Below are 23,830 nucleotides of genomic sequence, written 5' to 3'. Positions count from 1 at the left end.
CAGCATGACGCCGCTTCATACATGAGGGATGCCCGATGTTTTATGTGCAACGCGATGCACAAGGCTTGCTGGTGCGCGTAGAAGCCATCGCCTATGCCGAAGCCACCGAAACCCTGCCGGCCGACAACCACGAGATCCAGGACTGGTTTGCCAACCAGGCGGTGGAAAACAGTCTCAAGCAGCTCAAGCAGAGCGACCTGGAGATGATCCGGGTACTCGACGACTTGATCCAGGTGCTGACCAGCAAAGGCGTCATCCGCGTCACCGACCTGCCACCGGCGGCCCAGGCCAAACTGATGGACCGCAACCAGGCACGGGTGGCATTGGGAGGGTTGAGCCGGTTGATCGATGATGATGAGAAGGGGTTGATCTAGCCCTGACTCTCAGGCTGACGCCATTCCAGGCAATACATAGCCTCTGTGGCGAGGGAGCTTGCTCCCGCTGGCCTGCGAAGCAGGCCCCGGCATTTCTCCAGGCAGACCGCACTGTCCGATCTTGCGACTGCTGCGCAGCCGAGCGGGAGCAAGCTCCCTCGCCACGGTCTTTGGGGTGTGTCTGATCCGACGAAGGCGGTTTTCAATCCACCACAGACCTGTCAGCTCGGCGCTTGCGCTTCCAGCCGATCCATCGCCTAGGACTTGCTGGCTTTATGCATCTTCAAGAGCTGGATTGCCTGGGCCGCCGCCTTCGCGGGCAAGCCCGCTCCCACAATGGATCGGCTTACACCCGAGAGAGACAAGTCGGCCGTAAAACCGCCTCGCTTTGGCTTTGGCTTTGGCTTTGGCTTTGGCTTTTGATCTTGAGGCCCCGTTAACCACGCTGGCCGAACGCAGGCATTGCGCAGTGGGCACCTCGGCATGGATGCCGAGGTAGCCGCGCTGGGCCATGGATGGCCCTTCGCGGCGGGCCCACGGAGCAATGCCGGAGTGAGGGAACACCTCGCCTAAGCGAGGTGCCGAGTGGTGGGGCAAGCCTTTTTTGCTTACTTTTTTTGGCGCCTGAAAAAAGTGAGCCGCCGTAAGGGCGGAACCATAAGCCGCCGTTACCGCAGCAACGGATATACTCTCAATTCAATTCCCCCAACGCCCAGGCTCCCCAACCAACCGCCCCTGCACCCCAAACAACCCCATCTCCCGAATCACCGCCAACTCCCCCTCGGTCTCCACCCGCTCGGCAATCAACGGCAAGTCGATACTGTGGGCAGCACGCTGGATCGCCTCGATGAACAGGCGCTTGTCACTCTCCTGGTCGATGGCGCGAATGTAGCCGCCATCGATTTTCAGATAAGCCAACCCCAACCGCGACAGGTTACCGATCATGCTGAACCGCCCACCAAAGCGCTGCAGGCTCAACGAGAACCCCAGCTCGCGCAGTTGCCGGGTCAGTTGCTCCAGCACCGCTTGCTCAGGCAACTGTTCCTCGCCGATCTCCAGGGTCAGGCGCGGCCCGAAGTTGGAGTGGGCCCGCAGGATCTCGAAGACCTTGTTCAACGCCTGTGGGTCACCCAGGGTGGCGGAAGAGAGGTTCAGCGCCAGGGATTGATCGTGCCCGGCCATTTGCCTGAGCACCTGTTCGAGCATCAGGCGGTCCAGCCGCGCCGTCCAGCCGAAACGCTCCAGCCAGGGCAGGAAACGCCCGGCGGGAATGGTCTGGCCTTGCTCGTCGAGCAACCGCGACAAGACCTTGTAATGCAGCACCATGGCGGTGTCCTGGGCTGCTACCACCGGTTGGAAGTACAACTCGAAACGCTGCTGGTTCAGGGCCTGGTCGAGCAACGTATGCCAGGCATGGTGATCGTCGGCCACACGCTTGACCGCACTGTGGTCAAGGCAGGCCCAGCTCGGTTCGCCTTGGCTTTCGGCCTGGGCCAGGGCCTGGTCGCCGAGCTGGAGCACTGCTTGCGGTGAGTCGCCATGGACGAAGGGCGCCAGGCCGATGGAAGCCACCGACGCCACGTCGGTCGCGCCGGTGGCATGCAGGCTGGCCAGCGCGTTTTCAAGGTTCTGTGCCAGTTGCAGCGCTTCCTCACGCACCAGGCCCGGCGCCAACACAGCAAATTCGCCACCCCGAATACGCGTCACCAGGTTCTGGGTTTCCGGGTAGCGCGCGCTTTCACGCAGCAACTGCTCGCCCACCGCCTTAAGCAATTGGTCCGTGCGCTGGCCGCCCAAGCGCTGGTTCAAACCGGCCAGGTCCTTGACCCGCAACAGCAACAGGTAACCGGAGCTGGCCTGCTCCGGGTTGCTCACCCGGGCGTTGAGCTGCATTTCGAAATAGCGCCGGTTAGCCAGCCCCGTGAGGTTGTCCTGATAAGACTCCACGCGCAGTTTCTCGCTGCGCTCGGCCTGCTCCTGGAACAGCGCCTTGAGCTTCTCGACCATCTGGTTCATCGCCTGGACCACGCGACGCAGCTCAGGGGTGCGCGGCAGCTCCGGCAAGCTGAGGAACTCGCGCCGGGCGATGGCGTGGGACTGGTGCACCATGTAATCCAGCGGTTTGAGCTGACGCCGCAGCAGCAAGGCCCCCAGCACCGCGCTGACAGCGCCGCACAACAGCAACCAACCCAGGCTGCCCAGCGCGCTCTGCCACAGCTTGGCGAGGGCGAACATCGGGTGGCTGACCACTTCGACCCGCGCCGCCTGCTCCCAGCCGCGATTGACGATCGCATCGCCACCGGCCGGCTCCAGGCCGATGAGTTTGACGAACCACTGCGGCACGCTGCCGGCGTCCGGCGTGCCGGTGCGCTCGACCAGGGTCTTGTCGGTGGCCACATCGACTACCCGGATGCTGGCGTAGTAGCCACTGTCGAAGATCGAGCTGACCATCAACTCCACCATCGCCGGATCGTCGATGTTCGGTGTCAGCGACAGCGCCAACGCCGTGGCCGCGTCCTGGGCATGGGAGCGCAACTGGTTGACGTACTGGGTCCGCGAGCTCTCGAGGCTGACCATGAAGCTGCCGCTGAAGGCAACCACCAGGAACAGACAGATAGCGATCAACAGCTGTTTGAACAAGGACATCTGAGCGCGCGCTCCTAGTTAGTCGTCTCGACCGGAAAACCTTCGGCCTGCATTTTTTTCAACACATCCTGCCACCGTGACAGGCGCTTGGTATCACCCACTTTCTTGTTGCCCTTGGCGCCCGGCAGCCACAACCCTTCGGCATTGAAAGAGTAGACCGGCAACAGGTCGGTTCGCTGGCTGGCCGGCAGGATGCCGTCGACCAGGCTGTCGAGCACCAACGGCATCGCCTCGGGCGTGGCGTAGTAGGTCAGCACCATGTGCGCACGGTTCTGCCGCAACGCCTTGACGTAGGTGATGCGCAACTTGTCACTGGAGACCCCGAGATGGCGCAGGCTGAAGTACTTGGCGATGGCATAGTCCTCGCAATCGCCGGCTCCTTTCCACAGGGCCTGGATCGGGGTTTCCCAGTAGTCCACCTCGTGCCACAGGTCGATGTCTTCCACGTAGCGCACCTGTTTGTTGAAGAACAGGTTCACCACCTTGAGTTGTTCCAGCTCGGGAATCTGTTTCTGGGTCGCCAGCAATTGCTGCCAGGCATCGATTCGCTGCTGCCCCTGCCCCAGGGGCCCGTAGAGCGCCTGGGCCCGTCGGCTGATCTGCGCGAAGTCCCAGTCGGCCTGCAGGCCGCCCAGCATGAGGCCGGCCAGCAACACTGCCGAACACAACCAACGCAAGGGCCTGGGAACAGGGAAAGGTGCAGCCAAGGGAAATACGTCCGAAAAGGGCCGTTGGAAATCGTTGGATGGTGAAGCCTGGCCCGGCAAAAGACAATGGCAGGATGCAATCACTCCAAGCAGACTAAACTGTAGTTCAGGATCCGACACCACAAGTCTTTGACGGCCCGTAAAGCTGTTACTAATGTTCGCCTGGATCCATTTTCTACTACTCGTCAGGATGCGTTGTCGTGACCCAGAAGCCCAGACCGCTCAGCACCATCCAGGTCAACGGACCCATTCCCGCTGACCGGGCACGTTCGATCATCGAAGAATCCCTGCGCGAAGCCATTCTCGACGGGCGCCTGCCCAGTGGCACGGCCCTGCGCCAACAGGAATTGGCCGATCTGTTCGGCGTGAGCCGCATGCCGGTGCGCGAGGCGCTGCGCCAGCTCGAAGCGCAATCACTGCTCAACGTGGTCCAGCACAAGGGCGCGGTGGTGGCGCCACTGATCACCAACAACGCGGTCGAGACCTACGCCCTGCGCTCGGTCCTGGAGTCCTTCGCCTTGCGCCTGTCCATTCCGTTGCTGGACGACGACGACCTGGCGCACGCCGCCCAGTATATCGAGCAGTTGGAAGCGCAAACCGACCATGCCCAGATCGGCAAGCTCAACCGGCTGTTTCACATGTCGCTTTACCACAAGGCGCCCAACGCCAAGCTGCTGGACCTGATCGAACGCGAACTCAACGAAGAAGAGCGCTTCCTGCGTTTTCATCTATCGTCCATGGGCCTGGGCAAGCTGACCCAGGACGACCATCGCGCCCTGCTGGAAGCCGCGACGACCAGAGACATCGATAAGGCCGTTGCCCTGCTGGAACACCACCTGGAAAAAGCCTCGGTCACCATACGCCGATACCTGGAACAAACGTCGAAACGCTGACCTCGCGCCGGCGTCCGGGCCGGCGTATCAATTTCTTACATATCCTGCCTACCCAGCGAATTACCTGCCCGGCGCGGCGCGGCCGTGGCCGCGACGCCCCGCCCCATAAGCCCAATGGCACTGCCATCGATTTGGGCCCACTCTTGCGCTTGTCGATTGAAAAAACAGACCTGTCGCAGTCAGTGCCTGGCTGAAACCAGGCGAATCGAAGCCCACACGCAAGGAGCGTCGTCCAACCGGCGGGATGATCGGATGTCCGACCGACGTCTCTCCCCTAAACATAAGACTTCTTAACTTCCCGATCCCTGAAGTGCTCCGAGTGAGGCATTCACTCGACTGATTCGATTCTGATCCTTATCCATCGGAAGGAGCTTCTTCGCCTCAATAAAACTTACTCCAGAAGTTTTAATAACTTCCTTCGCGCCCAATAAATACCCAACTTTAAATAATTAAAAAATAACTTGCCGCCCGCTTGATACGTGTATTAGTTTTTTATTCGCCGGATTGTTACCGGCTGTTTAAAGAGCGCAACAACGCCTGAATACAGGCACCGCAGACTCGAAACACGCACATTAAGCGAATGCTTGAGCCACTTGGGTAATTCATGGATTCCGGTTCAGGCACCCGCTCGCCTATATAAAAACTCGAGCCACCTGCCGGACAAATATCATTGATGAGGACGTTCCAATGCAGCCAACCAAAGAACAACTATCTCTGAAAAAACACGAACTTGGCCAACACCCGGTTTTTTCCGAAATAACATCAATTGATCTGCTGCGCCGGTTTATGGAAAGCCACGTATTTGCCGTGTGGGACTTCATGTCCCTGACCAAGCGCCTGCAACGGGAACTGACCTGCGTGCATCTGCCCTGGCTGCCGCCGGCCGACCCACATTCGGCTCGCCTGATCAACGAAATCGTCTTGGGCGAAGAGTCGGATGATCGGCCTGGAGCGGGCTATTGCAGCCATTTCGAACTGTACCTGGACGCCATGCGCGAAGTGGGCGCGGACACCCGGGCGATCGAGCGATTCATCACCCTGCAACAGGAAGGCGTCAGCCCCGAAACCGCGCTGGAAAGCGTCGAAGTGGAACCGGCGGCGGCACGGTTCGTTCGCCAGACCCTGCACACCGCCCTGCATGCGCCGGCCCACAGTGTGGCCGCCGCATTCGTGCATGGCCGCGAGAGCGTCATCCCGCAGATGTTCCAACGCATGCTGGACGCCTGGGGCATTGGCCTGGACCAGGCACCCACCTTTCGCTACTACCTGCAACGCCACATCGAGGTCGACTCCGAAGACCACGGCCCGGCCGCGGAGAAGCTGCTGGCGCGGCTGATCGACGGCGATCCGCAGCGCGAAACCGAAGTGCTGGCCGCCGCACTCGCCGCCGTGCACAGCCGCGCGGCCCTGTGGGACGGCCTGCGCGAAAGCATGAGCCAACCGGCCGCGCAGGTGACCCTATGAACGCCCTCGCCTACCAATCGTTCGCCGACGCCTGGGAAAGCCGCGCCACGATCCGCACGCGGCCACGCCGGCGGGTCGAGGACGACGACAAGCTGATCTTCCCCATGAGCCGCCAACCGCTGGTGCACAGCCAGACCTTTCTCAGCCACTGTGCGCCCCTGCGCGATTTCGTGCTGGTGCAGAGCCTGTACAAGTTCATCAACGACGTGGTGATTTTCGAGACCGAGCTTGTGGACCACACCGCCCGGCGCATCGCCAAGAATCGCTTCGGCATCGAGTTCCCGTTCCCGTGCCGCTACGACGCGATGACCGTGGTGGTGGACGAGGATTATCACGCGCTGGTGGCGATGGACTTCATGCAACAGACCATCGACATGACCGGCATCGCGCCGATCCCGTTGCCGGGGCAGATCGAGCTGAGCCGGGCGATACCGGCGACCCTGGCCCGGGCGCCGGAACATTTGCTCAGCGCCGTGGAGCTGATCTGCATCGCCATTGCCGAAAACACGGTGACCAACGAAGTCGCGGCCTTCGCCCGGGACGATTCGGTGAAGGCTTCGATCAAGGGGCTGATGGCCGACCACTTGCTCGATGAGGGCCGGCATTCGGGGTTCTGGACACGGCTGGTGCAGATGTACTGGCGCACCGCGCCCGAGGAAGACCGTGAAGCGATCGCGCATTTGATGCCCGGCTTCATCGCCGAGTACCTGGCGAGCGACCTGCAGCAGGCGTTCGATTTCGAGCTGATCGCCCACCTGCCCGTCGACGAGTCGGTACGCCAGGCACTGCGTGAGGACGCCAGTGCACTGGCCTACCCCATCAATCGCTTCCATCCACTGGTGGGCAACATCACGCGGTTCTTTCGCGGCAGCTCGATGCTCGCGTCCCCCTGCGTGCGCGATGCCCTCGCCGATTACCTGACCCCATGAGGACCTTTCCATGAGACGCCTCGACATTGCAGTGCCTGGCAGCAGCCAGGCCATGGCCGAACTGGCCAAGGAACTGGAACTGCACGGCCATGGTGTGGTGGATCTGCACACATCGGCCGTCCCTGCCGCGCTCGACCTGTTGATTGACGACGGTACGCAGCCGTGCGCCGTTCAAACCCGTATGCGTCTTGAGGTGCGCGTGGCACTGCGCACGCTGCCCGGTGACCCCTTGCCGCAACCGACCGTGATTATTCGCGACGGCGACCAGCGGGTGTTATGCCAGGAGACAATCGCCCCGCAACGCTGCGGCAATGGCCAGTCATTGCGGCTGCGCACGCAGGCGGTGGTGGTCGAGCAGTTGGCGCAGCTGGTCAGTCAGTTCTCGCGGGATGAAACCTGCTTCGAGCATTGGCCCCTGGTGCAGGACAATGCAGTTGCCGAGCCGCTGCACGGGCTCGATGCGTTGGAGCCGCTGGCTTTCGAGCACCCTTTCAATCGGCCGCCGGTGCCCTGGCTGCTGGCCGCCGCCGACGTGCCGGTGATGCACGACATCGAACAGCGCATGCTCGACGACGTGACGCAACCGGCCCTGTGGGTCGATGGGCAATGCATCGACTACAAGGCCTTGCGCGGCCTGACGCTGAGGCTGCAGCAGGCGCTGCTGGAGCGGTTGGAACATGCAGACCCAGGGCAATCCAGCCCTGTGGGAGCAAAGCTTGCCCGCGATACAGACACAGCGGTACCCAACCAGACCAAGTCATCGTTTATCGCGGGCAAGCCTTGCTCTCACCAGCCTAGCTCGCAAAAGGTGATTGCGGTATGTCTGCCCAAATCCGCACACCTGTATGCAGCGATTCTGGCGGTGCTGGGTTGCGGCGCGGTGTACTTGCCACTGGACCCGCAACACCCGGCACAACGTCGGCGCTTCATCCTGGAGAACGCCCAGGCAGACCTGCTGTTGCACGCCGGCGACAGTGACCTGGGCGAGCTCGCGCTGCCGACGCTGGATGTGCTGCGCTTGCCGGCACTCAAGCCAGGCTTGCCGACCTCGCTGATCCGCCGCGTGGTGGACGGCGACGAGCCGGCCGTTGCGATCTACACCTCCGGCACCACCGGCCAGCCCAAGGGCGTCTTGCTCAGCCATCGCAACCTCAGCCATTTCTGTGCCTGGTACGGCGATTACGTCGGGTTGCAGCGCGACAGCCGGGCGTTGCAGTTTTCCACCATCAACTTTGACGCATCGCTGCTGGATATCCTGCCAACGTTCATCCGCGGCGCCCTGCTGGTGGTGCCCAGCGAAGACCAACGCCGCGATCCGCAGCAGTTGGTCATGCTGATGCACGCCCGGCAGGTCACCCATGCCTTCCTGCCGCCGGCGCTGTTGAGCGTGATGCCCCTCGACGAGCCCCTGGGCCTGTCGCACCTGATCACCGGCGGCGATGTCTGTGAGCCGTTCGTGATCGAACGTCTCGCCCCACAATGTGCGTTCCACAACATCTATGGCCCGACCGAAACCACGGTGCTGGTGACCACCCGGCCATTCGCGGTCGGCGACAGCAACCGCAACCTGGGCGTGCCCATCGCCAACGCTCGGGTGCTGATCCTGGACGAGCAGCTGCAACCGGTACCCCAGGATACGCCCGGCGAGCTCTACATCGCCGGGCCGGGGGTCGGCCTGGGTTATCTCAACGATCCGACGCTGACCGCCGCCCGTTACCTCGACCTGGCGCTGCCCGGCGGGCAAACGGTGCGGGTCTATCGCACCGGTGATATCGCTCAGTGGACCGCCGCCGGCATCGAGCTCTGCGGCCGCCGGGACAACCAGGTGAAGATTCGCGGCTTCAGGGTCGAGCCAGAGGAAATCGAACACTGCCTGCGCGAGCGCCAGTTGTTTCGCCAGGTGGCGGTGGGCGTGGATGAGCGGCGACGGATCCTGGCCTTCCTGGTTCATCCCGAGGAGGACCGCCCCGGCGCCGCGCTCCAGGCCCTGCGCGAACATGTGCAAGACTCGCTGCCCAGCTACATGCACCCGGCGGCCTACGTTGAACTGCCGAGCCTGCCTTACACCAGCAACGGCAAGGTGGATCGCCGCGCCTTGCTCGCGATGTCGGTGCAGGTCCAGGTCGGCGGCCAGCGACGACAACCTCAGACCCCGCTGCAAACGCAGTTGCGCCAACTGTGGGCCGAGCTGCTGGAGGTGCCGGCCGAGGACATCGCGACGGATGAGAGTTTCTTCAACCTGGGCGGGCATTCGATCCTGCTGTCGCAACTGTTGCTGAGCATTCGCCAGACGTTCGGGCGCAGCCTGTCGATCAACCGGTTCATCGAGGCACCCACCTTGCTGACCTTGGCAAAATTGCTCGACAGCCCCGAACAACACGAGACGTCGACCCTCAGTCCCCAGGCGTTCATTGACGCCGAAGCCGAGCTCAACCTCGACCCGCTGCCCATCAGCCAGTGCGGTGACGTGCACAAAGTCGTGGTGACCGGCGCCAACAGTTTTCTCGGGGTGCACATCGTCGAAGCCTTGCTGGCCTGGGGCGCCACCGAAGTCGCCTGCCTTGTGCGCGCGTCTGCCGGGCAAAGTGCGGCGCAACGTTTTTCCCAGGCCTTGCAGGACAACCGCCTGACCCACCTGGACCTGAGCCGCGTCAGCGTCTACGCCGCCGACATCACCCAACCGCAACTGGGCCTGGCGGACGACGTCTACGCCCGCATCGACCGCACGTTCGGCGCGCTGGTGCACAACGCCGCCCACGTCAACCACGTGCTCGACTACGAGTCGTTGGCGCGGGACAACGTGGAGCCGATTTTCGAATGCCTGCGCCTGTGCGAGGGGCGCAGTAAGAAAATCTTCAACTTCGTTTCCACGCTGTCGGCGTCCAGCGCCCTGGATGCCAACGGCCAGGTGCTGGAACAACCCGCCGCGCCCACGCCGCCGATCTACATCAAGAACGGCTACAACCTGTCCAAGTGGGTCGGCGAACGGATCCTGCAACGGGCCCGGGATCGTGGGGTGTGGGTCAACCTGTTTCGCCCCGGCAACATCAGCTTCAACAGCCTGACCGGGGTCTGCCAGCCCCACAAAAACCGCCTGATGCTGATGCTCAAGGGTTCGATCCAGCTCGGCCAGGTGCCCGACCTATCGCTCAATTTCGACCTGATGCCGGTGGACTTCCTGGCCCGTTTCATCGCTTTCCACGCCAGCCGCTACCAGCCGGCGCAAGCGGTGTTCAACCTGCACAACCCCGAGCCGTTGAGCTGGGATGCCTACGTGGCGTCGTTCCGCGACAGCGGCCGGGAGTTTTCCCTGGTGAGCGTCACCGACTGGCAACGGCAACTGGGCCGGGTCGATGCCGACAACGCGCTGTTCGGCGTACTGGGGTTCTACCTCAACGGGTTCGAGGAAGACATCGGCGATATCTCGCTGATCCGCCACGACAACGCCCGCACCGGTGTGCGGCAGATGGGCGCGCGCTACCCGGAAAAATCCCCGGCCCTGCTACGGCGCGGCGCCGAGTACCTCAAGGCCATCGATTTCATTTGAACCACCCTCACTCACGCAAGGAGCAAGACCATGACTGCATTACAACCCGACACCCTGATCAAGAACCCCCACGCCTGCCAGGTCGAAACCTCGGTGGACGTAGCGGCCCCTGCCGCTCAAGTGTGGGACGTGGTAGGTGATTTTGGCGGCTTCAACCGTTTCATCCCGGCGCTGGCGCGCATCGAAATGACGGGCGAGGGCGAGAGGTCGCTGCGCAAGAAGTTCTTCGCCGATGGGCAGAACCTGGTGGTGGAGCAGCTCAACAGCCGCGACGACCAGGCCATGCACATGACCTGGACACTGATCTACAACACCCTGGGCATCGACAACCTGTGGGCGGCGATGCGCGTCGACCCCCTGACGGACAACCGCTGCCGCGCCACCTGGACCATCATCGCCGACCACACCGACGCCCACACCCCGTTGGGCTTCAGGGACTTCCTGCAAGGCTTCGCCGATGAAGCGATGGGGAACGTACAGGCGATGTTCAAATAACCCCAGGCCACCATCTCCTGTGGGAGCGAGCTTGCTCGCGATGGCAATGGATCAGTGGTGGTGATGCTGGCTGGACTGACGCTATCGCGAGCAAGCTCGCTCCCACAACTGGTTCCGGGGTAGATCCGAGATCCGGGTCCACCCCCAATCCCCTGCGGGAGCGAGCCAGCTCCGAGCGGCGATCCGACGATGCGGTGGATCAGATCTTGAAGCTGTCTACCAGCTGTTTCAGGCGATTGGCCTGTTGGGACAGGGCGTCGCAGTCCCTCAGGGTTTCATTGAGGTTGGCCACGCTTTGCTGGTTCAGCAGGTTGATGTGGCTGACGTCCATGTTGAGGGTTTCCACCACGGCGGTCTGTTCCTCGGTCGCGGCGGCGACCGATTGATTCATGCCGTCGATCTCGCCGATGCGCTGCGTCACGCTGACCAGCCGCAGGCCGGCCTGGTTGGCAACTTCGACGCTTTCTTCACTGGAGGCCTGGCTGGCGTTCATGGTGGTCACCGCTTCGCGGGAGCCCACTTGCAGCGAGGTGATCATCTTGTGGATCTCTTCCGCCGACTCCTGGGTGCGGTGCGCCAGGTTGCGCACCTCGTCGGCCACCACCGCAAAACCACGCCCGGCTTCACCGGCACGGGCCGCTTCGATGGCCGCGTTCAGGGCCAGCAGGTTGGTTTGCTGGGAAATGCCCTTGATCACGTCCAGGATGTGGCCGATGTTGTCGGTGCTGGCGTTCAGGGTTTCGATCTGGGTGCACGACAGGCTGATCTTCTGCGACAGCTCGGTCATGGCCTGGATGGTTTTTTCCACCACCTGGCGACCATCGTCGGCCTGTTCGCTGGCACCACTGGCCTGCTGCGAGGCATCGGCGGCGTTGCGGGCGATTTCCTGGGTGGCGGCGCCCAACTGGTTGATGGCCGCCGCCACGCTGTTGGTGCGAGCACTCTGCTCATCCGAATCCACGAGTGAAGCGTTGGACGAGCTCATCACTCGCTGCGACAGGTCGTGCACCTGGCGGGTAGCGGAAGACACTTCGCTAATCGAGGCATGGATACGCTCGACGAACTGGTTGAACGAGCCCCCCAGTACCGCGAACTCATCCTTGCCCTGCACGACCAGCCGGCGAGTCAGGTCGCCTTCACCCTGGGCGATGTCCTGCATGGCGCGGCCCATGGTGGTCAATGGACGCATCAGCACCTGGATCAGCAGGCTCAGCAGCAAGGCGATGGCCGCCACCGCGACAAACATCGCGATCAATGCGGAGGTACGGAACTGGCTCAGCGGCGCGTAGGCCTTGGCCTTGTCGATCGACAGGCCAATGTACCACTCGGCGCCCGGCAGGCCGGTGACTGGGGTGAACGAGAGAATCCGGTCCTGCCCGTTCAGCTCGACTTCCTGGATGCCCTTGCCGATGCGCACCGGGGTGCCTGGGTAGATGTCCTTGAGGTTCTTCATCACCTGGTCCTTGTCCGGGCTGACGATCACTTGACCGTCGCCGCTGACCAGGAACGCATGGCCGATACCGCCGAAATCCACCGAATTGATGATCTTCACCAGGGTATCGAGGCTCAGGTCGCCGCCCACCACGCCCAGCAGTTCACCGTTTTTCTTCACCGGCAGGGCAATGGTCACCACCAGGCCACCGACGGCGGCCGAGTACGGCGGGGTCAGCATGGTTTTATCGCTGGTCACCGCCTGCTTGTACCAAGGGCGCTGGCGCGGGTCGTAGCCGTCAGGCATTTTGGCGTCGGGCCGCTGGGTGAAGACCCCGTTGGCCTGGCCCACATAGGTGAACTGGAAATTGGAAGTCAGCGCCGGTTGGTCAACCAGCCCCGCCAGGTCGGCGGCAGCCCCCTGGTGCGCGATGTTCTGCCCCAGGTTCTCCAGCACCAGCACGCGCCCGCTCATCCAGTTCTGGACGCTGCTGGCCGTGAGGTCGCCGGATTGTGCGATGGAGGATTCAAGGCTACGGCCGATGGTGTTGCGCTGCAGATAGTCGTTGTAGAACGTGAACAGGGCAAACGCCAGCACCACCACACCGGAGGCGGCTAGAAGGATTTTGTGGCTGAACTTCAGATTCATCGACGAGGCTTCTTATGCAGGGAGTGGGGGTGCATTCCGGTTGCAACAATCCATGTAACAGCGCGGGCAGGACAGGTGGTCCGCTCCACTTTGGTGCACACATATCAGGCTGTCGGCCAACGCCTGAAAAAAATGAGCGCTTAACAGAAATGGGCGACGGAAGGCCATGGCGGGGCGAACGGTGGTTGCAAATTCATCGGACCATGATGACAATGCGACCTATTATCATTTGTGATACCAGGCCCGTCGCGTTCATGTCGTCTCCCGAGTTTGCAGTTCAGGCGCTCTACAGCAATCATCACGGCTGGCTCAACACCTGGTTGCGCACCCGGTTGGGCAATGCCGCCGATGCGGCGGACCTGGCCCAGGACACGTTCGTGCGCCTACTGCAACGCAGCGAACGCCTGGAGCTCAAGGCCCCGCGGGCGTTCCTGCGCACCATCGCCCATGGCCTGGTAATCGATCATTGGCGCCGGGAAGAAATCGAGCGCGCCTACCTTGAAACCATTGCCCACCTGCCGCCCGCCGAAACCCCGGGGGCCGAAGCCCAGGCCTTGATTCTGGAACTGCTGGAAGCCATCGCACGGATGCTCGAAGGCCTCAAGCCAAAAGTGCGCAAGGCCTTTTTGCTGGCCCAGTGCGAGGGCCTGACCTACAAACAGATCGCCGAACAGATGGGGATCTCGTTGCGATCGGTGGAGCGTTATGTCGCCGATGCGCTGTACCACTGCTATGTGTTGCGCTATGAAAGTTGAACCACTGGACACCCCCCGCCCCAGTGATCCGTCGCAACAGGTCGTCAGGCAAGCGATCAACTGGTTGCTGCGCCTGCGCAACCACGCCCCCGATCCTGTCCTGAGCCGACAATGCGACGCCTGGCGCGCGACCGACCCGGCGCACGAACGGGCCTGGCAACGGGTGCAATCGCTGCACAGCGAACTGACCACGAACCTGCGAGCAGTGCCCGGCGTCCACACGGCCCTCGACACCCTGGAAAACAGCGCCCAGCGCCTCGCTCGCCGCCAGGCCCTGAAGCTGCTGTCGGGCCTCGTGCTGGTGGGTGGTGTCGCCTGGCTGGGCAAAACGTCGCCATGGCAACCCTGGAGCGCCGACTTCGCCACCGTCACGGGCGAACGCCGCGGCTTCCAACTGCCGGACGGCTCCCGCCTCGAACTCAATACCCACAGCGCCGCCAACCTGGATTTCAACGCCGACCATCGCTGGGTGACCCTGGTGCGCGGGGAAATCATGCTCACCTGCAACCGCGACACCGCGCGGCCCTTGCGGGTACAAAGCCGACACGGTCTGTTCGAGACCGTCGAGGGGCGCTTCGTCGTACGCCAGGACAGCGACTGCACGCGCTTGAGCGTCACCCGCGGCACGGTGGCGATCCGTTCCCACTCCAGCGGCAGTGGTGCGCCCCTCCAGGTGACTGCCGGGCAAAGCTATGTGCTCACCCCGTCGACCACGACGCTGGCGGCCTCGCTGGACATGGACACCAGTGCCTGGGCGGACGGCTTGATCGTCACGCGCGACATGCGCCTGGAGGACTTTCTCAGTGAGGTGGGCCGCTACCGCCCGGGCTTGCTGAAGTGCGCGCCGTCCATCGCCGACCTGCGCCTGTCAGGGGTGTTTCGCCTGGAGGACACCGACACATTGCTGGCGGTCCTGCCCCGTACGCTGCCGGTGCAGATACGCTACCGAACCCGGTGGTGGGTCACGGTGGAACGGCTGGCTTGATTTTTTTTGGCGGGTTTCGAGCCGGTGTCCGGCTAGGACAGTAAGCAACGCTTATCTGCCTTCAGCGACTTCAATGGAACCCACAATGACTGAGCGCTTACTTCACCGCAATTCCTTAGGCCTGCGCGCGCAACCGGGCCTGTTGTGCCAGGCGGTCCACGCCGCGCTGTTCTGCACCGTGCTGGGCGTCGGCGCCCTGCCGCTGCTGGCGGTCGCCGCCGACCATGGCGTGACGGCCAGCCATCAGCGCTACAACATCGCGGCTGGCCCGCTGAGCGAGGTCTTGAATCAATTCGCCCGCCAGGCCGGCATCACCCTGGCCAGCACGCCGACCCACACCAGCGGCGTCCAATCGCCCGGACTCAAGGGCGACTATTCGCCCGACCAGGCCCTGAGCCACCTGCTCAGCGGAACGGGCCTGGTTGCGGTCAGCCAGGACGGCAGCAGCTACGTGCTGCAAGCCGCGCCCGCCGACAACGCCCTGGAACTGCCCACCACGGACATCAAGGGTTTCGCGCTGGGCAACGCCTTGGGCAGCATGGAAGGCTACAACGCCACCCACAGCCAGGTTGCCACCAAAACCAGCGCCGCCCTGCGGGAAACCTCGCAAAGCGTGTCCGTGGTTACCCGCGAACAAATGGACGACCAGGGCGCGCAAACCGTGTCCCAGGCCATGCGTTATAGCCCCGGCGTACTGACCAACCCCTACGGTGCGACTCATCGCTACGACTACGTGGCCATGCGCGGTTTCAACGACGGCTCGGTAGACAACATCTACCTCGACGGCCTCAAATCCATGGGCGACAGCGGGACCTACAGTTCCATACAGATCGACCCGTATTTCCTGGAGCGGGTCGATATCCTCAAGGGACCGTCCTCGGTGCTCTATGGCCGCAGCTCCCCCGGTGGCCTGGTGGCCCTCACCAGCAAGAAACCCTTGTACGAAGCCTATCGCCAGGTCCAGGCCACGGTCGGCACCCAGGGCCAGCGCGGCATGGGCTTTGACTTCACCGGCCCGGTGGATGACGACAAACGCATCACTTATCGCCTGGTCGGCCTGGCGGACACCTCCGACACCCAGTTCGACCACAACAAGGAAAAGCGCTTCGCCCTCGCCCCCACGGTGAACATCGACTTCAGCGAAGACACCTCGCTGACACTCCAGGCCTACCTGCAGCATGACCCGGAGGGCGGCTACCACGGCGGCATGCCGGCCGACGGCACATTGCACTCGCGCAACGGCCGGCGGATTTCCGAACACTTTTTCGAGGGCGAGCCGGGCATCGATGGGTATGAACGGGACCAGCAGTCGTTCGGCTACCAGTTCGAACATCGCTTCAACGACGTCTTCACGGCGCGGCAGAACTTCCGATACCTGGATTCGGAGGTCAAGAACGACCAGGTCTACGCCTACGGCTGGACCACCCCCACCAGCAACGAGCTGAACCGCTACTACAGCGGCGCCGAGGAAAAACTCCACGCCTTCATCGTCGATAACATGCTGCAAGCCGAGTTCTTTACCGGCGCGACGAAACACACCGTGCTGATGGGTGCCGACTACCAACGCCGCAAGACCGTGGTCGACTGGACCAGCGGCAGCCTGGCCCCGATCAACGCCTTCGATCCGACCTACGGCAACGCCGCCATTACCTATTTCAGTCCCACCAGCTACCTGCGGCGCCTGGAGCAGACCGGCGTCTACCTGCAAGACCTGATCGAAATGGACCAGTGGCGCTTTTCCCTGGGCCTGCGCCAGGACTGGGTCGAAACCTCCGATGAAAACCGCATCGCCGAATCCGGTCGCCCGCAAGGCACCGAGATCAACGACAAGCGCACCAAGCTCACCGGTCGCGCCGGTGCGCTGTACCTGTTCGACAACGGCCTGGCACCGTACATCAGCTATTCGGAGTCGTTCAACCCCAACTCCTACGCCGACAGCGCCGGCAACCCACTGCCACCCACTGACGGCAAGCAATGGGAGCTGGGCTTGAAATACCAGCCGCCGGGCACCGATGACCTGTACACGGCCTCGCTGTTTCGCATCGACCAGGAGAACCTGGCGACCAAGCTGCCCCAGGAAAACTTCTACCGCGCCGTCGGGGCCGTGCGCTCCCAGGGCCTGGAGCTGGAAGCGCACCTGCAACTGACCGAGCAGCTCAAGGTGCTGGGCAGCTACACCTTTACCGATATCGAATACTCGAAGTCGATGATCAGCACCCTCAGCAGCGCCGCCGACATCATCGAAAACAAAGGCAACTCACCGACCCAGGCGCCGCGGCACATGGCCTCGCTCTGGGCCGACTACCGGTTCGACAGCGGCGCGCTCGACGGCCTGCGCCTGGGCGGTGGCGTGCGCTATGTCGGCTACAGCTGGGCCGACGCGGAGAACACCACGAAGGTGCCGTCCTATACGCTGTTCGATGCCTCGGTGGGGTATGACCTGGGCAAGGTCGGGCTCAAAGGGGTCGATGTGCGCCTGAATGCGAACAACCTGACGAACGAAAACTACGTCGCCTCGTGCGCCAGCCTGAGCTATTGCTACCTGGGTGAGGAGCGCAATGTGGCGGCGACGGTGAGTTATCGGTTCTAACTCATTCTTCAGGCCCTACATGCACCTGTGGCGAGGGGATTTATCCCCTCGCCACAGGTTCTGTGTTTGTCCCTGAAGTGGTGCGTCTCAAACCTGGGCCGCACTCACCTTCTCCCGCGCCACACCCTCTTCCCGCACAAACCGGTTCGCCCGGCCAAAGGTGCCGAAATCATTGAACCGTACGCCCATCTCGCGCATCACCTTGTGGGCCACCGGCACGGTGAGCTGGCGAATGTAGAACGGCTCTTTCACCACGAAATGATGGATCCCGTGGCTGCTGCCGAAATTGAAGCAGAACGCCTGCAACGGCCACAGCCACCAGGGATTGAGCACCTGGGTCTGTTGGATGACGTTGCCTGGCTCGACGTCGCCGTAGTAATGCATGTTCGAACTGATGAAGTGCAGGCAGAAGGTGCGCAGCACATTGGGGCCGATGATCACCACTGCCGCGATGTCGATCACCCGCATCACCGCCAGCGTGTCCGCCGACCAGTCGATCGAGGCGCCGAGCAGGCCCGCAACGGCATTGGCCCCGTGAAAGCCGAGGAACACATACCAGGCGCCCCAATGCAGCAGCGCCAACGGAAAATAGACCTTCAGCGTGCGCTTGAGGATGCCGCGCTTGTGAGCCCAGCTCTTGGCCCGCAACAGCCGGATGAAGGCCGACATCACGTTGTCGCCGACCATCAGCAACCGCGCCAAGCCCCAGGGCTCGCCGTTGGTGATCGCGCGCTCCTCGAGGTCGGCCTCGCTGCCGGACACCTTGTGATGGTTCAGGTGCAGGTGGCGACGGATCCACGGGTTGATGGTGCTCGGACGCGCCAGCCACACCAGGCCCATCATCAGGTTGTGAGGCAGGCGTTGCTTGCGAAAGTACATGCTGTGGATCAGGTCATGCTCCAGCTCGTGGGTCAGCGAAGCGAAGAACGCATTGAGCAGCAGGCACGCCCATCCGGCCAGCGCGCCGTTGAGATAGAGCAGCGCCGAACCGATCATTCCCGCCAGGGCGAACGCCAGGATGCCCGCGCCGATCGCATCCTGGTGCCGCAGGATCGGGTAGCGCTGGCGCAAGTGCTCGCCATGGGCCAACACCACCTGGCGAATATGGGCGGATCGTTCTTGTGCATTCAATCGCTCGGGACTTGCGCAACGGCCGTGCATGGCTTACATCCTCTAGTTATCGATGTGCTCATCCTGCCGGGCGTTGTCCCATGGGGTGGTAGCCGTATACGCCAACCTGTTGACCGCAAGCGCCAATCGTCATGCCTGAACCGACCTCACTCGCCAGCTGGACCCGCGCCCTGCGCAAACAGCTCGATGCGTTGGGCCTGGACAGCCATGCCTTGTGCCTGGAGGCCGGCCTCGACCCGCAATGGATGGACGACCCGAACGCCCGTTACCCGCTCTCGGCGACGACGCGTCTGTGGGCGTTGGCGGTACAGGCCAGTGGCGACCCGGCGATCGGCCTGCGCGTGTCACGCTTCGTCAGCCCCACCACGTTTCACGCCCTGGGTTATGCCCTGGTCGCCAGCGGCAGCCTGCGGGAAGTGTTCGAGCGGATCGTGCGCTATCACCCGGTGGTCAGCGACGCCCTGACCCTGCAATTGAGCCGCGGCGAAGACCGCTACCGCTTCAGCCTCGATGTGCCAGCGTGCAATCCGGCGCCGGCCTACGAAGCCATCGACGCGTTCGTCGCGATCTATGTGCGCACCTGCCGCAACCGACTGGGCCGCGACTACGCACCGCTGGCGGTGTACCTGCGGCGCCCGGAACCGGCAGACCCTGGCCCCTGGCACAAGGTCTTGCGTTGCCCCGTGCACTTCGCCGCCGCCCAGAATTGCCTGGAGTTCGACCTCAATGATTTCGACAGCCACCTGGACGACGCCAATCCGGAGCTGGCCGAACACAACGAAGCGGTGCTGGAACGCACCCTTGCCCAGCTCAAGCCACTGACGTGGGAGCGCAAGGTGCGTGCGGCCATCGAGGCCCAGTTGCCCGAAGGCGAACCCAGCGCCGAACGCATCGCCCAAGCCATGCACCTGAGCCTGCGCAGCCTGCAACGGCACCTGGCCGACGAAGGCTGCCGCTTCGACGCGCTGCTCAACGAATGTCGCGAAAACCTGGCGCTGCTGCACCTGCGCGACCCGCATTGCTCGCTGAGCGAAGTCAGCTACCTGCTCGGCTTTGCCGACACCAGCAGCTTCAGCCGAGCATTCAAACGCTGGACCGGGATGACGCCCGGGCAGTTTCGGGAGGGGTTGCGCTAGCGTTTGCGGCGATTGATCTGGCCCCTTCGCGGGCAAGCCCGCTCCCACATGAGATTTTTGCCAGGCACAGATCCCCCTGTGGAAGCGGGCTTGCTCGCGAAGGGGCCAGGCCCGTCAACAGACAGGGCGGCGTTCAAGGCGCCGTCAGCGCCCGCAACCGTTCGATGTCGAGGATTTCGATCTCGCCATAACCGAGGTGAAGAATGCCCTGGACCTGCAGGTCCTTGAGGATCTGGTTGGTGGTCTGGCGCGACAGCGAGAGCATCAGCGCCAGTTGTTCCTGGGGCAGTTGCAGGACCCGGCGGGCCGGTTCGATTTCGCCGTAGCCTTCGGCGATCAGCAGCAGGCGATGGGCCACGCGGGCCGGGGCGGGCATCAGGCTCAGGTGTTCGAGGTTGATGAAAGTCAGGCGCAACTTGTGGCTCATCAGCAGTGCCAGGTGCCGCCAATACATCGGTTGTGCCTGCAGGAACGCCAGCAATGGTGCCTGAGGCAAATGCAGCAGCGTACAGTGCCCGACACCGACCGCGTCGTGGGTGCGTGGCTGACCGTCGAACAGGCAGATCTCGCCGAACCAGTGGGGCGCCTCTATAACGCTCAGCAGCGCTTCCTTGCCCTGCTCGCTCACCGAGCCGACCCGCACCGCGCCTTCCAGCACGGCGTACAACCCGCAGGGCGGGTCGCCGCGCCGGAACAACGCATGCCCCGCCGGCACGCGGCGCACCCGCGACATGTCCAGCAGGCTATGCTGCAACTCGACGGGCAGATGGCTGTACCAGTGGCCGGCCATCAGGTGCGAGTGCCAGGGATGCGAATTCATGGAGACTCCGGGACAAGTGTCGGCTAGCTGACAGAACACCGCGTCGAACCTGGGCATCATGCAGGCATCACCTCAGGAGGAACAACAATGAAAAGCCTCGTCGATCATCTCAGTCAATACGCCGCCTACCACCGCGACCCGCGCAACATCGCCAGCCATTTCATTGGCATTCCGCTGATCTTCGTCGCCGTGGCCGTACTGCTGTCGCGGCCAGGCTGGCCAGTGGGTGCGGTCCTGGTCTCGCCGGCGCTGCTGGTGGCCATCGCCAGTGCCTGGTTCTACCTGCGCCTGGAACTGCGCCTGGGGGTGCTGATGACCGTGCTGCTGGGCCTGGCGGTATGGTTCGGCCAATTCCTGGCCGCCCAGAGCACCTCGGTGTGGTTGGCCAGTGGCCTGGGAATGTTCGTGGTGGGCTGGGTGATCCAGTTCGTCGGCCATTACTACGAGGGCCGCAAACCGGCGTTCGTCGATGACCTCACCGGGCTGATCGTCGGACCGTTGTTCGTGGTCGCGGAGGCAGGGTTCCTGCTGGGGTTGAGGCATGACCTGAAACACGCCATCGAGAAACGTGCCGGACCGGTGGCCGTGCGTCAGCAACGTTCGGCCGCCTGAGGCCCAACCCCTAGCGCTGGCCGAGGCCAGGCTCGGGGTCGCGAGGTACAAGGCCTGCGCGCGAGGGTCGATGGGCCGACGGCAGGTCCCAGCGGCCGAGCGTTACCTCGCTGTAATCCCTGGGACGGGCCTGGGCAATTTTCCAGGCCCAGCTCTGGATGTACGCCTGGTCGGACACCACCGTCGAATCGGTCGGCTGGTGGAGCCCGGCAGCATAAGGCTGGTACCAGACGCCCAGCAGCCACAACTTCATGATCGAACGCGCGGCCTGTGCGGGCCGGGTGACGGCCGGGCGCGATCCGTTCATCAACACGGCCTGGGCAATCTGACCCGCCGGCCGGCGTTCGGCCGCCATCCGGGCGTACTGCGTCAACAGGGTGTCGAGCACTTCGGGCGTGACGCGTGGGGTGATGAACTCGAGGAAGATACGCGGCAGGCCCATCGGATCGATCGCCGGCGCCAATCGCTCGCAGGGAATACCGGTCAGGGCCGATGACAGGCCGATGAAGTTATCCAGGTCACTGTTCATGCTTTCTCTCCTTGGCATCAAGACACCAGGAGATAACACCGGCCCGTCATTGGACCTTTACAACGCCTCCTGGCCCATCAGAGTCTAGGTAGGGAGACGCTTGGGGGTAGAACCGATCGGCGCAAGACTGCGCGCGGTTATTCAGATTTGAATGGGGTGAAGGTGAAGTCGTCTTCGCGAGCAAGCTCGCGCTCACAGAAGGAACTGTGGTGACGGCGCAATGAGCGGCCACCTCAGGTCCATCGTGGGAGCGAGCTTGCTCGCCAAGCGCTTAAAGGCTGGCGACTTTCTGCCAGACCTTCGGCTTGAAGAACAACGTCTCGCCCTTCGCCAGGCCCACCAGGCTGTCGTGGTCCTTGACCACTTCGGCTTCGATCAGCTCGCTCTGGCCTTCCACCTTCAAGGTCACCCGCGTGGTGGCGCCCAGTGGCCGGATATCGCGCACCTCGGCGGCGTGATGGTCTTCCAGTTCCGAACGCGACAGCGAAACCTCATGGGGGCGGAATAGCACGTGCTGGTCCTCACCCAAGTGCAGGCGATTCGAATCACCGAGGAAGTGATAGACGAAATCGCTGGCCGGGTTCTCGTAGACGTCGCCTGGCGAACCGATCTGCTCGATCACGCCCTTGTTCATCACCACGATCCGATCGGCGACTTCCATGGCTTCTTCCTGGTCGTGGGTCACGAACACCGACGTCAGGTTGATGTCCTCGTGCAGCCGCGCCAGCCAGCGGCGCAGCTCCTTGCGAACCTTGGCGTCGAGCGCGCCGAAGGGCTCGTCGAGCAACAGCACCTTGGGTTCCACGGCCAGGGCGCGGGCCAGGGCGATACGCTGACGCTGGCCGCCCGACAGTTGCTCGGGGTAGCGGTCGGCGAGCCAATCCAGTTGCACCATGTTCAGCAACTCATGGACCTTGGTCGCGATCTGGCTTTCGGTCGGGCGCTGGCCCTTGGCTTTCATGCGCAGGCCGAAGGCGACGTTGTCGAACACCGTCATGTGGCGGAACAAGGCGTAGTGCTGGAACACGAAACCGACATTGCGATCACGCACGTCGTGGCCGGAAACGTCCTCGCCGTGAAACACGATGTTGCCCTGGTCCGGAGTCTCGAGGCCGGCGATGATCCGCAGCAGCGTGGTCTTGCCACAACCCGACGGGCCCAACAGCGCCACCAGCTCACCGCTCTGGATGTCCAGGCTGATGTCATCCAGTGCCCTGAACGCGTTGAAATTCTTGCTGACGTTACGAACTTCGATCGACATGACTTATTCCTCCGCGGCGCTGGCGCGCAGGCGGTTGATTCGGTTTTCGCTCCACTGCTTGAGCAGCAGGATGAAGAGCGCCAGGATCAGCAACAGGCTCGCCACGGCGAACGCGGCCACGTGGTTGTATTCGTTGTAGAGGATCTCGACGTGCAACGGCAGGGTGTTGGTCACCCCGCGAATGTGCCCGGACACCACCGACACCGCGCCGAACTCGCCCATGGCCCGGGCGGTACACAGCACCACGCCATAGATCAGCCCCCACTTGATGTTCGGCACGGTGACATGCCAGAACATCTGCCAGCCATTGGCGCCCAGCAGGCGCGCGGCCTCCTCTTCCTGGGTGCCCTGCTCCTGCATCAGTGGGATCAATTCCCGGGCCACGAACGGCACCGTCACGAAGATGGTCGCCAGGACAATGCCCGGCAGCGCGAACACGATCTGGATGTCGTGATCCGACAGCCACGGTCCGAACAGGCCCTGGGCGCCGAACATCAACACATAGACCAGGCCGGCGATCACCGGCGACACCGAGAACGGCAGGTCGATCAGCGTCACCAGCATGCTTTTGCCACGGAACGAATACTTGCTTACGCACCACGCGGCGCTGACGCCGAACACAAGGTTCAGCGGCACCGAGATCAGCACGGCGATCACCGTGAGCTTGAGCGCCGACAGCGCGTCGGGTTCGAAGATCGCGCTGAAAAAGGCCCCCAGGCCGAGCTTCAGGCCCTGGGACACGACGATGAACAGGGGCAGCAGCAGGAACAGTGCAAAAATCAGCCAGCCAAGGCCAATCAGGATTCGCCGCGAGGTCGCGCTGCCGCGACGGGCCGCATTGGTGGAAGCGGCGGCAATGGACGATTGGGACATGTT

19 protein-coding genes are annotated in these 23,830 nt (G+C 63.1%); 11 read left to right on the top strand and 8 right to left on the bottom strand.

The window, feature by feature from the left end; translation table 11 throughout:
* The first annotated feature begins 35 nt into the window (after positions 1 to 35).
* Entirely contained in the window at positions 36 to 374 is a 339-nt protein-coding gene (locus V3H56_RS00865; RefSeq protein WP_042730632.1) for a hypothetical protein, read from the top strand.
* 696 nt (positions 375 to 1,070) lie between these two features.
* On the opposite strand, the gene lapD is transcribed toward V3H56_RS00865, so the two are convergent.
* Together lapD and lapG are read right to left on the bottom strand one after the other, a co-directional pair.
* Complete coding sequence (gene lapD, locus V3H56_RS00860; RefSeq protein WP_042730633.1) at positions 1,071 to 3,020, bottom strand: cyclic di-GMP receptor LapD; 1,950 nt, start codon at positions 3,018 to 3,020, stop codon at positions 1,071 to 1,073.
* Between the two features lie 14 nt (positions 3,021 to 3,034).
* Positions 3,035 to 3,727 carry a cysteine protease LapG gene (lapG, locus tag V3H56_RS00855; protein WP_042730634.1) on the bottom strand — a complete coding sequence of 231 codons (693 nt, stop codon included), beginning with the start codon at positions 3,725 to 3,727 and terminating at the stop codon, positions 3,035 to 3,037.
* A 200-nt stretch (positions 3,728 to 3,927) separates the two neighbouring features.
* Between lapG and V3H56_RS00850 the strand changes: the two genes are divergently transcribed.
* The 5 genes from V3H56_RS00850 (at position 3,928) to V3H56_RS00830 (ending at position 11,055) form a co-directional block, all read left to right on the top strand.
* Positions 3,928 to 4,620: a GntR family transcriptional regulator gene (locus V3H56_RS00850; RefSeq protein WP_042730635.1), complete on the top strand. Its 693-nt coding sequence runs from the start codon at positions 3,928 to 3,930 to the stop codon at positions 4,618 to 4,620.
* A gap of 687 nt (positions 4,621 to 5,307) precedes the next feature.
* Positions 5,308 to 6,084 carry a DUF3050 domain-containing protein gene (locus V3H56_RS00845; protein WP_042730636.1) on the top strand — a complete coding sequence of 259 codons (777 nt, stop codon included), beginning with the start codon at positions 5,308 to 5,310 and terminating at the stop codon, positions 6,082 to 6,084.
* Positions 6,081 to 7,013: a diiron oxygenase gene (locus V3H56_RS00840; protein WP_042730637.1), complete on the top strand. Its 933-nt coding sequence runs from the start codon at positions 6,081 to 6,083 to the stop codon at positions 7,011 to 7,013. Before V3H56_RS00845 ends, V3H56_RS00840 begins: the two co-directional genes overlap by 4 nt.
* A 10-nt stretch (positions 7,014 to 7,023) precedes the next feature.
* Positions 7,024 to 10,560, top strand: coding sequence for a non-ribosomal peptide synthetase (locus V3H56_RS00835; RefSeq protein ID WP_042730638.1), 3,537 nt, complete (start codon positions 7,024 to 7,026; stop codon positions 10,558 to 10,560).
* A 30-nt stretch (positions 10,561 to 10,590) separates the two neighbouring features.
* On the top strand, positions 10,591 to 11,055 hold the full coding sequence (locus V3H56_RS00830) for an SRPBCC family protein (protein WP_042730639.1): 465 nt from the start codon (positions 10,591 to 10,593) through the stop codon (positions 11,053 to 11,055).
* A 199-nt stretch (positions 11,056 to 11,254) separates the two neighbouring features.
* Here V3H56_RS00830 and V3H56_RS00825 read toward each other — a convergent pair whose 3' ends face one another.
* Positions 11,255 to 13,135, bottom strand: coding sequence for a methyl-accepting chemotaxis protein (locus V3H56_RS00825; RefSeq protein ID WP_047736252.1), 1,881 nt, complete (start codon positions 13,133 to 13,135; stop codon positions 11,255 to 11,257).
* Between the two features lie 254 nt (positions 13,136 to 13,389).
* On the opposite strand from V3H56_RS00825, the gene V3H56_RS00820 reads away from it, so the two are divergent.
* The 3 genes from V3H56_RS00820 to V3H56_RS00810 all read left to right on the top strand — a co-directional run bounded on the left by V3H56_RS00820 (position 13,390) and on the right by V3H56_RS00810 (position 17,465).
* The gene (locus tag V3H56_RS00820) at positions 13,390 to 13,890 is read left to right on the top strand and encodes a sigma-70 family RNA polymerase sigma factor (protein WP_047736253.1); all 501 of its coding nucleotides are present in this window, start codon (positions 13,390 to 13,392) and stop codon (positions 13,888 to 13,890) included.
* Entirely contained in the window at positions 13,880 to 14,875 is a 996-nt protein-coding gene (locus V3H56_RS00815) for a FecR family protein (RefSeq protein WP_338474100.1), read from the top strand. Before V3H56_RS00820 ends, V3H56_RS00815 begins: the two co-directional genes overlap by 11 nt.
* A gap of 85 nt (positions 14,876 to 14,960) precedes the next feature.
* The gene (locus V3H56_RS00810) at positions 14,961 to 17,465 is read left to right on the top strand and encodes a TonB-dependent siderophore receptor (RefSeq protein ID WP_338474099.1); all 2,505 of its coding nucleotides are present in this window, start codon (positions 14,961 to 14,963) and stop codon (positions 17,463 to 17,465) included.
* Positions 17,466 to 17,552: 87 nt separating this feature from the next.
* On the opposite strand, the gene V3H56_RS00805 is transcribed toward V3H56_RS00810, so the two are convergent.
* Positions 17,553 to 18,626 (bottom strand): fatty acid desaturase, encoded by a 1,074-nt coding sequence (locus V3H56_RS00805; RefSeq protein ID WP_338474098.1) that lies wholly within the window; start codon positions 18,624 to 18,626, stop codon positions 17,553 to 17,555.
* A gap of 101 nt (positions 18,627 to 18,727) precedes the next feature.
* On the opposite strand from V3H56_RS00805, the gene V3H56_RS00800 reads away from it, so the two are divergent.
* Positions 18,728 to 19,732 (top strand): AraC family transcriptional regulator, encoded by a 1,005-nt coding sequence (locus tag V3H56_RS00800; protein ID WP_123579733.1) that lies wholly within the window; start codon positions 18,728 to 18,730, stop codon positions 19,730 to 19,732.
* A gap of 133 nt (positions 19,733 to 19,865) precedes the next feature.
* Here the strand turns inward: V3H56_RS00800 and V3H56_RS00795 are convergent, their stop codons facing one another.
* A complete protein-coding gene (locus V3H56_RS00795) occupies positions 19,866 to 20,552 on the bottom strand; it encodes a Crp/Fnr family transcriptional regulator (RefSeq protein WP_042732004.1) in 687 nt (228 codons plus the stop codon).
* A gap of 87 nt (positions 20,553 to 20,639) precedes the next feature.
* Here V3H56_RS00795 and V3H56_RS00790 point away from each other — a divergent pair, with 87 nt between their 5' ends.
* The gene (locus tag V3H56_RS00790) at positions 20,640 to 21,164 is read left to right on the top strand and encodes an Mpo1-like protein (protein WP_042732005.1); all 525 of its coding nucleotides are present in this window, start codon (positions 20,640 to 20,642) and stop codon (positions 21,162 to 21,164) included.
* Between the two features lie 10 nt (positions 21,165 to 21,174).
* Here the strand turns inward: V3H56_RS00790 and V3H56_RS00785 are convergent, their stop codons facing one another.
* The 3 genes from V3H56_RS00785 to cysW all read right to left on the bottom strand — a co-directional run bounded on the left by V3H56_RS00785 (position 21,175) and on the right by cysW (position 23,827).
* Positions 21,175 to 21,693 carry a hypothetical protein gene (locus V3H56_RS00785; protein ID WP_047736256.1) on the bottom strand — a complete coding sequence of 173 codons (519 nt, stop codon included), beginning with the start codon at positions 21,691 to 21,693 and terminating at the stop codon, positions 21,175 to 21,177.
* Positions 21,694 to 21,964: 271 nt separating this feature from the next.
* Positions 21,965 to 22,954, bottom strand: a complete 990-nt coding sequence (locus V3H56_RS00780; RefSeq protein ID WP_042732007.1) for a sulfate ABC transporter ATP-binding protein — start codon at positions 22,952 to 22,954, stop codon at positions 21,965 to 21,967.
* Between the two features lie 3 nt (positions 22,955 to 22,957).
* Positions 22,958 to 23,827, bottom strand: coding sequence for a sulfate ABC transporter permease subunit CysW (gene cysW, locus V3H56_RS00775; protein ID WP_042732008.1), 870 nt, complete (start codon positions 23,825 to 23,827; stop codon positions 22,958 to 22,960).
* Positions 23,828 to 23,830: the final 3 nt, after the last annotated feature.

It is taken from the genome of Pseudomonas sp. MS646 (assembly GCF_036693845.1).
GTDB lineage: Bacteria > Pseudomonadota > Gammaproteobacteria > Pseudomonadales > Pseudomonadaceae > Aquipseudomonas > Aquipseudomonas chlororaphis_E.
The sequence above is the reverse complement of the archived record's forward strand: the minus strand, read 5'-3'. Positions and strand labels throughout refer to the sequence as shown.

What these genes read in the sequence shown, in the direction of transcription:
- V3H56_RS00800 (WP_123579733.1), top strand. Translation starts at nt 18,728, where the DNA reads ATGCCTGAACCGACCTCACTCGCCAGCTGGACCCGCGCCCTGCGCAAA.
- V3H56_RS00820 (WP_047736253.1), top strand. Translation starts at nt 13,390, where the DNA reads ATGTCGTCTCCCGAGTTTGCAGTTCAGGCGCTCTACAGCAATCATCAC.
- V3H56_RS00835 (WP_042730638.1), top strand. Translation starts at nt 7,024, where the DNA reads ATGAGACGCCTCGACATTGCAGTGCCTGGCAGCAGCCAGGCCATGGCC.
- V3H56_RS00865 (WP_042730632.1), top strand. Translation starts at nt 36, where the DNA reads ATGTTTTATGTGCAACGCGATGCACAAGGCTTGCTGGTGCGCGTAGAA.
- V3H56_RS00825 (WP_047736252.1), bottom strand. Translation starts at nt 13,135, where the DNA reads ATGAATCTGAAGTTCAGCCACAAAATCCTTCTAGCCGCCTCCGGTGTG.
- V3H56_RS00830 (WP_042730639.1), top strand. Translation starts at nt 10,591, where the DNA reads ATGACTGCATTACAACCCGACACCCTGATCAAGAACCCCCACGCCTGC.
- lapD (WP_042730633.1), bottom strand. Translation starts at nt 3,020, where the DNA reads ATGTCCTTGTTCAAACAGCTGTTGATCGCTATCTGTCTGTTCCTGGTG.
- V3H56_RS00845 (WP_042730636.1), top strand. Translation starts at nt 5,308, where the DNA reads ATGCAGCCAACCAAAGAACAACTATCTCTGAAAAAACACGAACTTGGC.
- cysW (WP_042732008.1), bottom strand. Translation starts at nt 23,827, where the DNA reads ATGTCCCAATCGTCCATTGCCGCCGCTTCCACCAATGCGGCCCGTCGC.
- V3H56_RS00780 (WP_042732007.1), bottom strand. Translation starts at nt 22,954, where the DNA reads ATGTCGATCGAAGTTCGTAACGTCAGCAAGAATTTCAACGCGTTCAGG.
- V3H56_RS00815 (WP_338474100.1), top strand. Translation starts at nt 13,880, where the DNA reads ATGAAAGTTGAACCACTGGACACCCCCCGCCCCAGTGATCCGTCGCAA.
- V3H56_RS00790 (WP_042732005.1), top strand. Translation starts at nt 20,640, where the DNA reads ATGAAAAGCCTCGTCGATCATCTCAGTCAATACGCCGCCTACCACCGC.
- V3H56_RS00795 (WP_042732004.1), bottom strand. Translation starts at nt 20,552, where the DNA reads ATGAATTCGCATCCCTGGCACTCGCACCTGATGGCCGGCCACTGGTAC.
- V3H56_RS00810 (WP_338474099.1), top strand. Translation starts at nt 14,961, where the DNA reads ATGACTGAGCGCTTACTTCACCGCAATTCCTTAGGCCTGCGCGCGCAA.
- V3H56_RS00805 (WP_338474098.1), bottom strand. Translation starts at nt 18,626, where the DNA reads ATGCACGGCCGTTGCGCAAGTCCCGAGCGATTGAATGCACAAGAACGA.
- V3H56_RS00840 (WP_042730637.1), top strand. Translation starts at nt 6,081, where the DNA reads ATGAACGCCCTCGCCTACCAATCGTTCGCCGACGCCTGGGAAAGCCGC.
- V3H56_RS00785 (WP_047736256.1), bottom strand. Translation starts at nt 21,693, where the DNA reads ATGAACAGTGACCTGGATAACTTCATCGGCCTGTCATCGGCCCTGACC.